Genomic DNA, 14,813 nt, shown 5'->3' with positions numbered 1-14,813 from the left:
TGCTGCAGACCCTCCTCGCAATCAGAGGCCGTCTGAAAACACAACTTTCAGACGGCCTCTGGCATCCCGTACCGCAAGGCGGTTCAAATAGCGTTCTGCACCACCATGCGCGCGCGGCTCTCGGCTTCGTCGGCACGCTCCTGCGCGGCAAACGGCCCCATCCGCACCACATAACTGCCTCCGCGTTTTTCAACCGACACTTTCGACGCCATATCGGCGGACGACAGGTTGCGGCCGGTCTGGTTCATATAGGCCAAGGCTTCGCTTTCGCTGCCAAAGCTCTTCAAATCGACATAAATGTCTTTTTTCAGCATATCCGACATGGCGGTTTCGCTGCCCGGCAGCACCTGCTCGATTTTGATATGCGTCGTACCTTGGCTAATGAAACCCAGTTTCTGCGCGGCGGCCTTGGACACGTCCATCACGCGGCTGCCGTGGAACGGACCGCGGTCATTGACGCGCACGATAACGCTTTTACCATTTTTGGTATTGGTTACGCGGGCATAGCTGGGAATCGGCAGGGTGCGGTGGGCGGCGGTCAGGGCGTTCATGTCGTAACGCTCGCCGCTGGCGGTTTTACGACCGTGGAATTGGTTGCCGTACCATGAGGCTTTGCCGGTTTGGCTGAATGAGGAAACTTTGGTTAACGGCGTGTAGCGCTTACCCGCTACTTTATAGCTGAGGTTGGCCGAAGAATGCAGCTTTTCGGCACGGATTACCGTATCCGCCGCATTTGCCGCGGCAGGAAGCATACCGACTGCGAAAGCAGTCAGCGCAATAAACAAGGCATGGTGTAAAAAGGTGTTTCGGATGAAAGTCAAAACATAGTTCCGTTCTTGAGTTGATAACGTCTGTTTCGATTTCAGACGGCCTCCGCACGGCCCCGTTGCCGCGGGAAATCAGATTCCGCCCTGATAATCGTTTTGCCGCCACGCTTCGAACAGCATCACGGCGGCTGTGTTGGAAAGGTTCATACTGCGGCTTCCGGGCCGCATCGGCAGGCGCAGTTTACGCTCTGCGGGCAGGCTGTCGAGAATTTCGGCGGGCAGGCCGCGTGTTTCGGGGCCGAACAAAAAAACATCGCCTTCTTTGAAGGATGCCTCGTCGGGGCGGGTTTTGCCTTTGGTGGTCAACGCAAAGATGCGGCGGCCTTCCAGCGCCTTCAGGCAGTCTTCGAAATTCTCGTGTACCGTCAGTTTTGCAAACTCGTGGTAATCCAGCCCCGCACGTTTCATTTTGCTGGAATCCAAAGGGAAGCCCAAGGGTTTGACCAAGTGCAAATCGGCGCCGGTATTGGCGCACAGTCGGATGATATTGCCCGTGTTGGGCGGGATTTCGGGTTGGTACAAAACGATAGTAAACATATAAATCAGCTACTTAGCCTTAGAACAATGCCACAGGGAGCGGCCTGTGTCAAAAAACTTTGGTTATTTTTTCATTTGCGCGCGAGCCAGCGACCAGCAAAAAACTTTCGCCGCGCCCGATTTTTTCAGCGTTTGCGCCAGTTCGCCGAATGTCGAACCCGTCGTTACAACATCGTCTATTAACAATATGTTACGTTTTTTGAAAACATCATTTTCTACGGAAAATGTGTTTTTCACATTGCGCAGCCGCTCGCTGCCCTTCAGCGTACTTTGCGGCGCCCCGTGCACGCGGGATACCGTGCCGCGCGGCAAAACCTGCCAGCCGTAATGCGCCGCCAGTTGCGAAACCAGCTCGTCGCTCTGATTGAAACCGCGGTAAATCCGCCGCTCCCTGCTCAACGGCATCGCCAGCACGAAATCTATCCGTTCGCCGTGCAGCCAGTCGGGCGCATGGCGCATCATCAAACCGGCCAGCGGCGGCAACATGCTCAAATCCGCCAGATGCTTAAATTGATGAATCATGCTGCTGACGGGCGGCTCATAATACACCGAAGCCCACAGCCGCTCAAACCGCGGCGGCTTTTTCTGACACCGGCCGCACACCGCCGCGCCCGCACTGAACCCGAAACAAAGCGGACAACTCGCCGCCGGATCGGTAAACGCCGATGCCAAATCGCCCGCACAACCCGCACACAGGCCGTCTGAAGCCGGTGCCGAATCATGGCATAATACGCAACGCCGCGCGTTTGACGGCTTCAATCTGCGCCACCAAGAGAAAACACCCATGCCACACTCCGCCAAAAAAATTTATCTGATACACGGTTGGGCGGCGAACCGCCACGTCTTCGACGACCTCATCCCGCGCCTGCCCGCCGACTGGCAAATCCGCGCGCTCGATTTGCCCGGACACGGCGACGCGCCCTTTGCCGAACCTTTCGACATTGCCGCGATTGCCGAAACCTTCGCCGCACAAATCGACGCGCCCGCCCACATCCTCGGCTGGTCGCTCGGCGGCCTGGTCGCGCTGTATCTCGCCGCGCTTTATCCCGACAAAATCCGTTCGCTCTGCCTGACCGCCGGTTTCGCCCGCCTCACTGCCGACACGGATTACCCCGAAGGCCTGTCCAATCCCGCTTTGGGCAAGATGGTCGGCGCGTTCCAGCAGGATTATGCCAAACATATTAAACAGTTTCTACAATTACAGTTGCTGCATACGCCTAATTCCGCCGAAATCTTACACAAAATCCTGCCCGACCTCTCCCGCCACGGCACACCTGCCGCCCTGCAAGCGGCGCTGGATGCCGTCAATCAGGCCGATGCCCGCCCCCTGCTCGCCCATATCCGAACCCCGTCGCTTTTGGTGTTCGGACAAAAAGACGCCATCACCCCGCCGCGCATGGGCGAATACCTCAACCGCCATCTGGCGGACAGCGAATTGGTATTGATGGAAAAAGCGGCACATGCCCCGTTTTTGAGCCACGCCGACGAATTTGCCGAACGCTACCGCGGATTCGTCGAAAAGGCCGTCTGAAAAGCTCTTTTGCTATTATTTCCGCACAAACATCAGTCCGGAATTTAAGGATTAAGGAAATTTTCTATTTATAGTAGATTAAAATAGAAAACACCCGTTTCGTCATTCCCGCGCAAGCAGGAATGACGACATACGAAGGTTAGGATTAGGGTGGTTTTCGGAACGCGGCATAAGAACATAGAACCGCATCCCTATACAAACATCAACAACGGTACAAAAACCAACCCTTCAAAAAAGAAAAAAAGGCCGTCTGAAACATGAACCCCCAAGACAAACGCTGGCAAATCCACCGCCATCTCGCCCAAGACACTGACGAGCGGCTGCAAATCGTCCGCCACGCGCCCAAGCGCATCCTGCTGGTCGGTGCGGACGCAGACATCAGCCGCAGCCTTCTTGCCGCGCGCTATCCGAACGCGGTATTCGAAGAATACGACCCGCGCGCCGACTTCCTCCAAACCGCCGCAGCCGCGCGCAAAAGCGGGTTTTGGCAAAAACTTACCGGCAAAACTGTCCCGCAACACTGCCAAGCCCTGACCGACCCGCTGCCCGAAGCCTCTGCCGATATGTTGTGGGCGAACCTCAGCCTGCCCCGTGCAGACGAAATCCTGCCCGTCCTCAAAAACTGGGCAAATGCTTTGAAAACAGACGGTTTATTATTCTTCACCCATTTCGGCCGCGACAGCCTGACCGAACTGACAGGCCGTCTGAAAAGCGCAGGGATAGCGTGTGAAACGCCGACCTTAATCGATATGCACGACCTCGGCGACATGCTTGCCGACAACGGTTTCTACGACCCCGTTACCGATACCGCCAAGCTCGAATTGAGTTACCGCAAGGCGGCGACGTTCCGGCAGGACATGGAAACCTTGGGCTTGTGGCACGCCTTGAAATTCAGCGATGACCAAGCGGCTGAAGCGTTTGTGGATAAGATTTTTGAAACCGAAGGCGGTCTGACCGTCACGCTCGAAACCGTGTACGGTCATGCCGTGAAAAAACTGGTGTTGCCGCAGGGGGAAAATGTGGTGCGCTTTTTTCCGAAAGGGCAGGGGTAAAACACAAACCGTCAAACAAACGCAACTTCCGATGCCGCCAAAAGCAGAGGCCGTCTGAAACTTGGTTTCAGACGGCCTCTGCGCCGTTTGCCGGAATCGGGTTTCCCATCCGGCATCTAGCCCTGCTTTATTCGCCGTAATAGGCTTTGGTCAGGATTTCTTCCAGGTCAGCAACCAATGCCAGACGCGGGTTGGCGGGGGTGCATTGGTCTTCAAAGGACAGCAGTGCCAATTCTTTGCGGCCGTCGATGAAGGTTTTTTCGTCGAGGCCTTGTTCTTTGAACGACATTTTGATGCCGACGTTGACTGCCAGTTCATGACAGGCGCGGGCGAAGGATTCCACGCCTTCGGCGGGGGTGGCGCACGGCAGGCCTAAGGTACGGGCGATTTCCTGATATTTCAGGTCAGCTTTGTAGTAGTTGTACTTCGGCCAGGTGGCGGTTTTCTGCGGGCGCGTGCCGTTGTAGCGGATGACGTGCGGCAGCAGGATGGCGTTGGCGCGGCCGTGCGGAACGTGGTATTTGCCGCCGATTTTGTGCGCCATCGAGTGGTTGATGCCGAGGAATGCGTTGGAGAACGCCATGCCTGCGATGGTGGAGGCGTTGTGCATGTGTTCGCGCGCTTCGGGGTCGGACGCGCCGTGTTTGTAGGAGCGTTCGAGGTATTGGAACACGAGCTTGATGGCTTGCAGGGCGAGACCGTCGGTAAAGTCGTTGGCGAGCACGGAAACGTATGCTTCTACGGCGTGGGTCAGTACGTCCAGACCGGTGTCGGCGGTTACGCCGGCGGGGACGGTCATGGTAAACGCGGGATCGACGATGGCAATGGTCGGGGTCAGCGAGTAGTCAGCGATGGGGTATTTTTTGTCGCCGTCGCTGATGACGGTAAACGGCGTGACTTCAGAGCCGGTGCCCGATGTGGTGGGGATGCCGATGAATTTGGCTTTTCGGCCCAACTCGGGGAAGCGGAAGGCGCGTTTGCGGATGTCCATGAATTTTTGGACGAGGTCTTCAAAATCGACTTGGGGCTGTTCGTAGAAGAGCCACATGGCTTTTGCCGCGTCCATCGGCGAGCCGCCGCCCAGCGCGATGATGGTGTCGGGCTGGAAGCTGCGCATCAAATCCGTGCCTTTATAGACGGTTTGGACACTCGGATCGGCTTCGACGTCGGTGAAAAGCTGGATGGTCACTTTGTTTTTGCGTTGGTGGAGCTGGTGGGTCACTTTATCGACGAAGCCCAAATCGACCATCGAACGGTCGGTCACAATCATGACTTTTTCGCAGTCTTTCATGTCTTGCAGGTATTGGATGGAATCGCGCTCGAAATAGATTTTGGCGGGTACTTTGAACCATTGCATGTTGTTTCTCCGACGGCCTACTTTTTTGATGTTTAACAGGTTGACTGCGCTGACGTTGCCGCCGACGGAGTTTTTGCCGTAAGAGCCGCAGCCCAAGGTCAGGGACGGCAGGAAGGCGTTATAAACGTCGCCGATGCCGCCGAAGGTGGAGGGCGAGTTCCAAATCACGCGCAGGGCTTTGACGCGGGTGCCGAAGGTTTTTGCCAATTCTTGATCGGCGGTATGGATGGCGGCGGAGTGTCCCAAGCCGTCGAAGGCGACCATTTGTTCGGCAAACTGCAAGCCTTGTTCGGTGGAATCGGCTTTGAGCATTGCCAGTACGGGCGACAGTTTTTCGCGGGTCAGCGGCTCGTTGGGGCCGACTTCGCGGCATTCGGCGATGATGATGTTGGTTTTTTCGGGGACTTTAAACCCGGCCTGCTCGGCAATCCACGCCGCCGGTTTGCCCACAACGGCGGAATTGAGTTTCGCGCCGCCGCAGTTGGCGCAGTTTGCCGTAACGCCGAAGATGAAGTCTTCGAGCATGGCTTTTTCTTTTTTGTTGGCGAAGTACACGCCGTAGGATTTGAACTCTTCGACCAGTTCTTTATAAATCTCTTTGTCGGCGATGACGGCTTGTTCGCTGGCGCAAATCATGCCGTTGTCGAACGCTTTGGACATCACGATGTCGTGTGCCGCCTGTTGGATGTTTGCCGTTTTTTCGACATAGGCAGGCACGTTGCCCGCCCCGACGCCGAGCGCGGGTTTGCCGCAGGAATAAGCGGCTTCCACCATCGCATTGCCGCCGGTCGCCAAAATCGTCGCCACGCCCGGATGTTTCATCAGCGCGGAAGTGCCTTCCATAGACGGTTTTTCAATCCACTGAATACAGTTTTCCGGCGCGCCGGCGGCAATTGCGGCATCGCGCACGATTTGGGCGGCGTGGGCGGAACACTGCTGGGCGGAAGGGTGGAACGAGAAAATAATCGGATTGCGGGTTTTCAGCGCAATCAGGGATTTGAAAATGGTGGTGGAAGTCGGATTGGTGGTCGGCACGATACCGCAGACGACCCCGACCGGATCGGCGATTTCGGTAATGCCGGTTACATCGTCTTCGCTGATGACGCCCACGGTTTTCAAATCGCGCAGGCGGCGTATCACATTTTCGCAGGCAAACAGGTTTTTGGTCGCCTTATCTTCAAATACACCGCGTCCGGTTTCCTCCACGGCGTGCATGGCGAGTGCGCCGTGTTTGTCCAGCGCGGCAATCGAGGATTTGGCGACAATATAGTCGATTTGCTCCTGATTCAGCGCGCGGAATTCTTCCAGAGCCTGCAAACCTCTTTCAACCAGCCCGTTGACTTCGGCAACGGCAGGACTGGCGGCATGTTCGGCGGGTGCGTTCATGATGTATCTCCTTGAAGATAGAGTAATAACGGAATTAATAAATTTTCACTACCATAACTATAAGTAATTTTGTTACTTTCATCTTTGACGTATATCACACACCGTGCTTATTGTTTTCAGACGGCCTATTATTTGATTTTTTATTTTTTCAAAACATTGAAATAAAGGATTTTTAGCTAACTAAAAATGACCCGGAGCAAACTGTCCGGTTTCGTACCATCCATTACCGAACAACAGGCCCTCGTTTGAGATTGAAATAAAACAGGCTGCTTGATGTATCAAAATTACAAAATACAGTAAACCATGGCAAAAGGCCGTCTGAAAAACTGTATGTTTCAGACGGCCTTTTGCTATTCAAATCCTAGGACAAACTAAATATTTCAGAACGGAACGGATTTTGAGTTCAGAAAACAAAAAAGCATAAAAATCCGACACTGCTTCTCTGCCAGTCCGCCCTACCCTATCCTTTTAAACGGCGGCAGGCTGGCTAGTAATTGTTGGCCGTACCGCTGCGTTTTGACGCGGTTGTCGAGGATGGTCACGCGGCCGTAGTCTTGTTCGGTGCGGATGAGGCGGCCGACGGCTTGGATGAGTTTGATGCCGGCTTCGGGAACGGTGATTTCGATGAAGGGGTTGCCGCCGCGCTGTTCTATCCAGCGGTTTTGGGTTTTTTCGATGGGGTTGTCGGGCATGGCGAAGGGGAGTTTGGCGATGATGACTTGCACGCAGGCGGTGCCGGGCAGGTCGAGTCCTTCGGCGAAGCTGTCGAGTCCGAAAATGATACTGGCTTTGCCTTCTTCTATGGCTTGGTGGTGTTTTTGCAGGAGGACGGCTTTGGGCAATTCGCCTTGTACGAGCAAGAGCGGCAGGTAGTCGTCGGGCAGGCGCAGGGCGACATCCTGCATTTGTTTGCGCGAGGAAAACAGGACGAGCGTGCCGATGGCTTCGGTAGGCGAAATGAGCTTGGGCAGCCATTCGACGATGGCGGTGGTATGCGCAGCGGGGTCTTTGGGACTGGCGTGTACGGGCGGGATGTAGAGTTCGCCTTGCGCGTCGAAATCAAACGGGCTTTCTAGGGCGAGGGTGGTGGTTTCGGGCAGCCATTGCAGTCCGGTTTGGCGCAGGATCAGGTTGAAGCTGCCCAAGGATTGCAGGGTGGCGGAGGTCAACACTGCGCCTGCCGCGCGCCGCCACAGGCTGTTGGCGAGATGGGACGCGCTGCTGATGGGGCTGGCGTTGAAAATGTAGTCGTTTTTGTCGTCGGCACGGCGGGTTATCCATTTTGCCAACGGTTCTTCGCCCTCGAGTGGGACGGTAGAGAGCAAATCCCATGTGGCGGTGATTTGTTCGATGCGGGCGCGGAATACGCCGAATTCGGTACTCAGGCGGTCGATTTGTGCGCTGTTTTGGTCTTTGTCGCGGCGGGCGGCAGACAATGCGTCGTTGAGGCTGTTGATGTGTTTGTAGAGGCTGCGGGCGGCGATGGCGGTGTTGGAAACGGTGGTTTCGAGGCCTTCGGGGATTTTGCCGTCTTCCCACAGCCAAGTCGGTTCGCTGTTGGTCCGTCTGTCGTTTTCAGACGACCCCAAGCCCAAAGACGGCTCTTCGGCGAGGTGGAACTGCCATTCGTGCAGGCTTTCGAGCAGCGCGGCGGCAGCTTCGTCGGCAAGGTTCGCCAACTCGCCTTTGTCGGTGAGTGCGGCAATTTTGCCGGTAACCTGCGGCAGTTTTTCCAATGCCCACACCGCTTGATTCCATGAATGCTCGGCGGCAAACTGGCTGAGTGCTTTCTTGGGCAGGTGGTGCGCTTCGTCGATGCAGTAGAAGCTGTTTTCAGGGTCGGGCAAAATCACGCCGCCACCCATGCTGATGTCGACCATCAGCAAATCGTGGTTGGTTACGACGACATCGACGGTTTCCAGCGTGTCGCGGGCAAGGTAAAACGGGCATTCCGGGCGGTTCGGGCAGGCGGCTTTGAGACAGCCGTAGTTGTCGTTGTTCACCTTCATCCAGATGGTGTCGTCGATTTTTTCCGGCCAAGTGTCGCGGTCGCCGTTGAACCGTCGGGCGGAAAATTCGTCAGCGATGTCGTGCAGCAGCTTCAATTCTTCGGGCTTGGGTTTGCTGTCCCACAAGACGGCGGGGGCTTCAAAGCCGAGCAGGTTTTGCTGGGCGTTGCTTTGCGTGAGTTGGTAGAGTTTGTAAGGACAGAGATAGCGGCCGCGCCCTTTGGCAAGCGCGAAGGTCAGTTCCAAACCGCTTTTTTCGACCAGAAACGGCAGATCGCGGTCCACCAGCTGCTCCTGCAAGGCAACCGTCGCGCTGCTCACAATCAGCCGCTTGCCGCGCGTCTGCGCCATAATGCCGCCCGCCAGCAGGTAGGCAAGCGATTTGCCCACGCCGGTCGGCCCTTCGATAACGGCAATGCTCTCGCCCTCGCGCTTGGGCGGCTCGCCGCCTTCTTCGCGCGTCAACGTCCGCGAAAAAGCGTTGGCAACCGCCGCAATCATTTCCCGTTGCGAAGCGCGCGGACGGAAACCGTGCAGGTTTTTGCCGATATTTTGGTAATGGTCGCGGATGGCATTTTTTTCTAAATCGGTGAGCATCGAAACCATTTTGGAATATTGCGGATCTGAATATTTTGAAAGTGTCATTTTAACATTTTTCGGTACATAAATTAAGGCCGTCTGAAAACATTTCAGACGGCCTTTTTGATTTTTACCGAGTTAAAACACAGAATGCCCGCTGGTGGTTTTTTCCGGCACTGTTTGAATCACGTCCCAATGTTCGACGATTTTACCGTTGCGGTCGAAGCGGAAAATATCGACGACCGCTTCGCCCCGGTCTTGGGCAGAGGTTTGGCTGAAGACATGCATGAACACCAAATCGCCTTCCGCCGCGATGCGTTTCACTGCGGCGCGCGAGCCGGGATTTTCTTTCAAGAACGGAGCGAAGGCGTCGATGAAGGCTTGTCCGCCGTCGGCAACGGTCGGATTGTGTTGGATGTAGGTTTTGCCGACATATTTGCTGACGGCTTCTTGCAGTTTGTGTTGGTTGAACGCGAGGTCGTAGAAGGCGAGGGCGTTGGCTTTGTTGCGCGCTTCTTCGGTTTGCGCGGCTTTGATGCGGGCGGGTTTGGCTTTGGGGGCGGCGTATGCGGCGGTTGATGAGAGGGCTGCTGCGGTCAGTAAGACGGCGATGATTTTTTTCATTTTTCGATTTCCTTTTAATTGGGAGGGGCAGGTCGTCTGAAAACTTGATTTACAAGTTTTTCAGACGACCTTTGCACTAGATGGCGGTTAAGCGGCGGCAACGGTAAAGCGTTCAAACAAATGCGCTTTGTTTTCTGCGTCGTCAGCGATGGCAACCGCCAAATCCGCCACGCTGATGCCTGCCGGAATTTCACCGTCCATCAGCAAATCGTCTTTGCCCAAGCGGTATTTGCCGGTTTTGTTTTCGCTGAAACCGCCGTCCGCGCCCAGTCGTGCCGGAGGAGAAACGAAAGACCAGTTCACATCGCGGCGCGGCAGGAGTGCGGTCAAGAGATGGCGTGCGGCATTGGCGCCGTCGTAAATTTCTTTGGGGAAGTCGGGCGTATCGATAACTTGCAAATCAGGTGCGGCATACAGGCTGCCTGCGCCGCCGACGATTAAGAGATACGGCACTTGCGCCGCTTTTGCCGCTTCGACGATGCTGTTTGCGCCGCGTGTAAAATCCGCGCCGATATTGGGATTGGTCCAGCCGGGATTGAACGCGCTGACCACGGCGTCAAAGCCTGCCAGCTTGCCGGCGAAGTCCGCCGCGTTGACATCTGCGGAGACGGCGGCAACATTTTGCGCTTGGAACACTTTATCCGTGTTACGGGCGAAAGCGGTCACTTCATGTCCGCGACCTGCCAATTCTTGAACCACTGCGTTGCCGACGTAACCTGTTGCACCGATGACTGCGATTTTCATGTTTGACTCCTTGTTGGGATGTGATTGATTAGATGAACGCATTGTAAGGTCGTCTGAAACGCTTGATAATCCCTGATTTGCTGTTATGATTGTGAAGTTGAACTAAACAATAGAAATAGAATGCAAGACATCAAACCCCTGCTCGTTTTCGCCGCCGTCCTCGAACACGGCAGCATGAACGCCGCCGCTGCCGCGCTGGGCATGACCCCGTCTGCCGTCAGCCAGCACATCAACCGCCTCGAAACCCTGCACGGCATCAAGCTGTTAAACCGCAGCACGCGCAGCCTTTCGCCGACCGATGCCGGCCGCGCCTTGGGCGAATACTGCCGCCGCCTCGCCGCCACCCTTACCGATACGCGTACCGTTATCGACAACCTCAAAACCGAACCTGTCGGCGAATTGCGTATTTCCCTGACTTCCAGCGTCATCGGTTCCCGCGCTTTTCAGACGGCGTTTTCACGATTGCAAACCGAGTTTCCCAAAATCCGCCCCGTCCTCAATTTCAGCGATACTTTGGACGACCTGCAACACAGCCAAACCGACATCGCCATACGCGGCGGCGACCGCGCTTTGGACGATCCCAATTTGGTTGCGCGTCATCTCGTTACCTGGCCGTACAGCATTTGCGCCGCACCCGATTATCTCGACCGACATTCGCCCATTACCCATCCCTCGCAGCTTCATGCCCACCGCTGGCTGCACTTCCTGCCCGTCCGCACGACCTTGCAACACGGCGGCGAAAGCTATTTTCTCGACGTCGCCGACAGCATTGCCTGCACGCATCTTGCCGCCGTGTGCAGCCTGACCGAAAGCGGCTTCGGTTTGTCTTTGCAAGTGGGCGGCGAAGTTCGGGAAAAAATCGCCCAAGGCCGTCTGAAAACCGTTTTGCCCGAATGGACGCTGCCGCCGGTCAGCCTCTATTTGGTGACGCCTTATCGTGTCCAGTCCGCCAAAACCGAAGCCGCCGTCCGTATTTTCACAGAAAGTTTCGCCAAGGAAGCAGACGCATGAGCGCGGAAAATTGGCGCGTTTACCTGATTTTGTGCGAAAACGGCGCACTCTACTGCGGCATCAGCAACCGCCCGCAAGAGCGGTTCGCCGCCCACCTCGCAGGTAAAGGCGCGAAATATACGCGGCTGAACAAACCCACGGCGATGCGTATCGTTTCAGACGGCCTCTCCAAAAGCGAGGCATTGAAACAGGAAATCGCCATCAAAAAACTGACGGCAGGAAAGAAACGGGAATTGTGGGCGGAAGCCGAACATGCAAATCTGCACGAACAGTCGCAGTAGAAATAAATGCCTAATTTTATGGGTTCTACCGTTTGATGTTCGAAGTTCCGGCTTTTTGAACAAAATATGATTTATGCCAAAACTTCTAGTTCTAAAGAGTTAGGCTATTGGAATTGTATGTTAAAATATTCAAGCTGTTTTTATATAAAAACGGTAATCCAATCATAAAATTCAAGAAAGGCTGAACATGAACAAATTACTGATTACTTTGATGATGGCGGCCAGTCTGGCGGCCTGTTCCCAAGAGAACAAGCAGGAGGCTCAAGAGCCGGCTCAGGCCGTTGCTTCTGAAGCTCAAAACGAAGCGGCTTCAACCGCCGGTTCTGCTGCTTCGGCCGCTCCAGAAACGGCAGCTCCGGCAGCAGAACCGGCCTCTGCCGAAGCCAAACCTGAAGAGAAGGCTGAAGCGTCTGCTGTCGAAGCCAAACCGGAAGAGAAAGCGGATGCTTCTTCTGCCAAAGCAGACGGTAAAGCTGTTTTCGAAGCCAACTGTAAGATGTGTCACGGCGGTACCATTCCCGGCGCTCCGGTTGTAGGCAAAAATGACGATTGGGCGCCGCGGATCAAACAAGGTAAAGAAACCCTGCACAAACATGCGCTCGAAGGCTTCAAGGCTATGCCGGCAAAAGGCGGTAACGCAAGCCTGAGCGACGACGAAGTGAAAGCTGCGGTTGACTACATGGCTAACCAATCCGGCGCCAAATTCTAAATCGTGTCGATCAAAACGCACCTTGTAATAAGGTGCGTTTTTTATGGTAAAACTGCTGATTGCCTTGCCGCCGTTCGTTATTTAACCGAAAGCAGCTTCGGTTTGTCTGTGTAAATGAACGGCGAAATCCGCGCACGAAACAGGAGGCCGTCTGAAAAGATTTTTCAGACGGCCTTTCGTTCGGATTTCGTTTTACCATGTCAAGAAGGGGGGACGGCACGGGTCGTAGTCGACGGGCCGCAACCAATGCCAGAAGCCCTCTTTTACGGATTGTACGGATTGGACTCTACTGCCTTGGGGACAGACCGGTGCGGTTCCTCCGAATATCGAAGATTGAGCAATTACCGGAAAGGTCAGCAGGCATCCCAACATCAAAACAGAACAGATTTTTTTCATAACAATTCCTTCAGATAATTAATCATACGGGCGGTTGAACATTATCCCGACCCGCATTACAGAAGCCCGACACTTACACAGATGTAACGGGTCATATTTATTTTCCGCATCTTCCCAACTTCCGAAAAAAGGGGGCGGCCCGCTATGGATTTCTCCACCACCGGCAAATCCGCCTGAAACATGTCCCGATTCACAATCTTTCAAAACAATTTCTTTAATTTCGGATTCAACAGAAAAATACGACACCGTCGCAAAACAAGCCTGCCTCGGGAAGCCTGTTCATCAATAGGACAACAAATTTTCGACTCAGTTTGTTCAGTTCTGTTGTTTATTGAAAAAATAAACTAATTTATTATTACCACAAAATCATAAATACCGGCGGCTTATCCGATTCCTCCCGTTATTCCCGCGTAGGCAGGAATGACAGGAAGCCGTGCCGTTTCATTTCACAGCACATACACGGGCGTATACGATATAGCAAAGGCCGTCTGAAAACATCTTTCAGACGGCCTTCTGACCGGATTTGGGCAACCCGTAACCTACGCGCCGCGTTTTTCCAAAGCGGCTACGGCAGGCAACTCTTTGCCTTCCAAGAATTCGAGGAACGCACCGCCGCCGGTGGAGATATAGCCGATTTGGTCGGTAACGCCGAATTTGGCAATCGCCGCCAGCGTGTCGCCGCCGCCCGCAATCGAGAACGCTTTACTTTGGGCGATGGCTTCGGCAAGGGCTTTCGTGCCGCCTGCGAACTGGTCAAACTCGAACACGCCGACCGGACCGTTCCACACCACCGTACCAGCGGCTTTGAGCAGTTCGGCAAGTGCGGCGGCGGATTTCGGGCCGATGTCCAAAATCATATCGTCTTCGGCAACGTCGGCAATGTCTTTCACGACCGCTTCAGCATCGGCGGCAAAGGCTTTGGCAACGACGACATCGGTCGGCAGCGGTACGGAGCCGCCTTTGGCCGCCATTTTCGCCATGATTTTTTTGGATTCTTCCACCAAATCATGTTCCGCCAGCGATTTACCGATGGCTTTGCCTTCCGCCAACAGGAAGGTGTTGGCGATACCGCCACCAACGATGAGTTGGTCGACTTTGTCCGCCAGCGATTCGAGAATGGTCAGTTTGGTGGACACTTTGCTGCCGGCGACAATCGCCACCATCGGGCGCGCAGGCTGTTTCAGGGCTTTGCCCAAAGCGTCGAGTTCGCCTGCCATCAATACGCCGGCGCAGGCAACGGGCGCGGCTTGGGCGACGGCTTCGGTCGAGGCTTGGGCGCGGTGGGCGGTGCCGAACGCGTCGTTAACGAACACGTCGCACAAGGCGGCATAGGCTTTGCCCAGTTCCAAATCGTTTTTCTTCTCGCCTTTGTTGATGCGCACGTTTTGCAGCATGACGACATCGCCCGCGTTCAGGGCGGGTTTGTTTTCACGCCAGTCGTTCAATACTTTCACGTCTTTGCCCAACAGGCCGCCCAAGTGCGCGGCAACGGGGGCGACATCGTCTTCGGGGTGGAACTCGCCTTCGGTCGGACGGCCCAAGTGGGTCATCACGATAACGGACGCGCCGTTGTCCAGGCAGTATTTGATGGACGCGAGCGAGGCGCGGATACGGGTGTCGTCGCTGATTTTGCCGTCTTTGAACGGCACGTTCATATCGGCGCGGATGAGGACGGTTTTGCCCTGCACGTTTTGTTCGGTCAGTTTCAGAAATGCCATGATGTATCCTTTATCAAAGTTGGAAACGGAAATGGGAATGTTCTCAATTATC

Annotated in this window: 13 protein-coding genes; 5 read left to right on the top strand and 8 right to left on the bottom strand. The window is 55.0% G+C overall.

The features are described 5' to 3' along the window. Window positions 1-83: 83 nt before the first annotated feature. The 3 genes from ACI43T_RS09370 to ACI43T_RS09360 all read right to left on the bottom strand — a co-directional run bounded on the left by ACI43T_RS09370 (window position 84) and on the right by ACI43T_RS09360 (window position 2,150). Window positions 84-752 carry a septal ring lytic transglycosylase RlpA family protein gene (locus ACI43T_RS09370; RefSeq protein WP_405386714.1) on the bottom strand — a complete coding sequence of 223 codons (669 nt, stop codon included), beginning with the start codon at window positions 750-752 and terminating at the stop codon, window positions 84-86. Between the two features lie 147 nt (window positions 753-899). Further along, entirely contained in the window at window positions 900-1,364 is a 465-nt protein-coding gene (trmL, locus tag ACI43T_RS09365) for a tRNA (uridine(34)/cytosine(34)/5-carboxymethylaminomethyluridine(34)-2'-O)-methyltransferase TrmL (RefSeq protein ID WP_293278115.1), read from the bottom strand. A gap of 63 nt (window positions 1,365-1,427) precedes the next feature. Next, entirely contained in the window at window positions 1,428-2,150 is a 723-nt protein-coding gene (locus ACI43T_RS09360; protein WP_405386681.1) for a ComF family protein, read from the bottom strand. Here ACI43T_RS09360 and bioH point away from each other — a divergent pair. After that, a complete protein-coding gene (gene bioH, locus ACI43T_RS09355) occupies window positions 2,149-2,895 on the top strand; it encodes a pimeloyl-ACP methyl ester esterase BioH (protein WP_405386679.1) in 747 nt (248 codons plus the stop codon). The two genes, ACI43T_RS09360 and bioH, sit on opposite strands and share 2 nt — an antisense overlap. Before the next feature lie 257 nt (window positions 2,896-3,152). Beyond that, a complete protein-coding gene (locus ACI43T_RS09350; RefSeq protein WP_405386677.1) occupies window positions 3,153-3,947 on the top strand; it encodes a class I SAM-dependent methyltransferase in 795 nt (264 codons plus the stop codon). A gap of 127 nt (window positions 3,948-4,074) precedes the next feature. Here ACI43T_RS09350 and adhE read toward each other — a convergent pair whose 3' ends face one another. From adhE to ACI43T_RS09330, 4 genes are all read right to left on the bottom strand, one after another. Further along, complete coding sequence (gene adhE, locus ACI43T_RS09345) at window positions 4,075-6,690, bottom strand: bifunctional acetaldehyde-CoA/alcohol dehydrogenase (protein WP_405386675.1); 2,616 nt, start codon at window positions 6,688-6,690, stop codon at window positions 4,075-4,077. A gap of 455 nt (window positions 6,691-7,145) precedes the next feature. Next, on the bottom strand, window positions 7,146-9,296 hold the full coding sequence (gene dinG, locus ACI43T_RS09340; protein ID WP_405386712.1) for an ATP-dependent DNA helicase DinG: 2,151 nt from the start codon (window positions 9,294-9,296) through the stop codon (window positions 7,146-7,148). A 120-nt stretch (window positions 9,297-9,416) separates the two neighbouring features. Further along, window positions 9,417-9,902: a nuclear transport factor 2 family protein gene (locus ACI43T_RS09335; protein WP_405386673.1), complete on the bottom strand. Its 486-nt coding sequence runs from the start codon at window positions 9,900-9,902 to the stop codon at window positions 9,417-9,419. A gap of 87 nt (window positions 9,903-9,989) precedes the next feature. After that, a complete protein-coding gene (locus tag ACI43T_RS09330; RefSeq protein ID WP_405386671.1) occupies window positions 9,990-10,646 on the bottom strand; it encodes an NAD(P)-dependent oxidoreductase in 657 nt (218 codons plus the stop codon). A 120-nt stretch (window positions 10,647-10,766) separates the two neighbouring features. On the opposite strand from ACI43T_RS09330, the gene ACI43T_RS09325 reads away from it, so the two are divergent. The 3 genes from ACI43T_RS09325 to ACI43T_RS09315 all read left to right on the top strand — a co-directional run bounded on the left by ACI43T_RS09325 (window position 10,767) and on the right by ACI43T_RS09315 (window position 12,647). Continuing rightward, window positions 10,767-11,657 (top strand): LysR family transcriptional regulator, encoded by an 891-nt coding sequence (locus tag ACI43T_RS09325; protein ID WP_314105314.1) that lies wholly within the window; start codon window positions 10,767-10,769, stop codon window positions 11,655-11,657. Next, window positions 11,654-11,938 (top strand): GIY-YIG nuclease family protein, encoded by a 285-nt coding sequence (locus tag ACI43T_RS09320; protein ID WP_314105316.1) that lies wholly within the window; start codon window positions 11,654-11,656, stop codon window positions 11,936-11,938. Before ACI43T_RS09325 ends, ACI43T_RS09320 begins: the two co-directional genes overlap by 4 nt. A 187-nt stretch (window positions 11,939-12,125) precedes the next feature. Then, complete coding sequence (locus ACI43T_RS09315; protein WP_314105318.1) at window positions 12,126-12,647, top strand: c-type cytochrome; 522 nt, start codon at window positions 12,126-12,128, stop codon at window positions 12,645-12,647. Window positions 12,648-13,582: 935 nt separating this feature from the next. Here ACI43T_RS09315 and ACI43T_RS09310 read toward each other — a convergent pair. Then, window positions 13,583-14,761: a phosphoglycerate kinase gene (locus tag ACI43T_RS09310; RefSeq protein WP_003779993.1), complete on the bottom strand. Its 1,179-nt coding sequence runs from the start codon at window positions 14,759-14,761 to the stop codon at window positions 13,583-13,585. Between the last annotated feature and the right edge of the window lie 52 nt (window positions 14,762-14,813).

This window comes from Neisseria oralis, from assembly GCF_045062685.1.
Lineage (GTDB): Bacteria > Pseudomonadota > Gammaproteobacteria > Burkholderiales > Neisseriaceae > Neisseria > Neisseria oralis.
The sequence above is the reverse complement of the archived record's forward strand: the minus strand, read 5'-3'. Positions and strand labels throughout refer to the sequence as shown.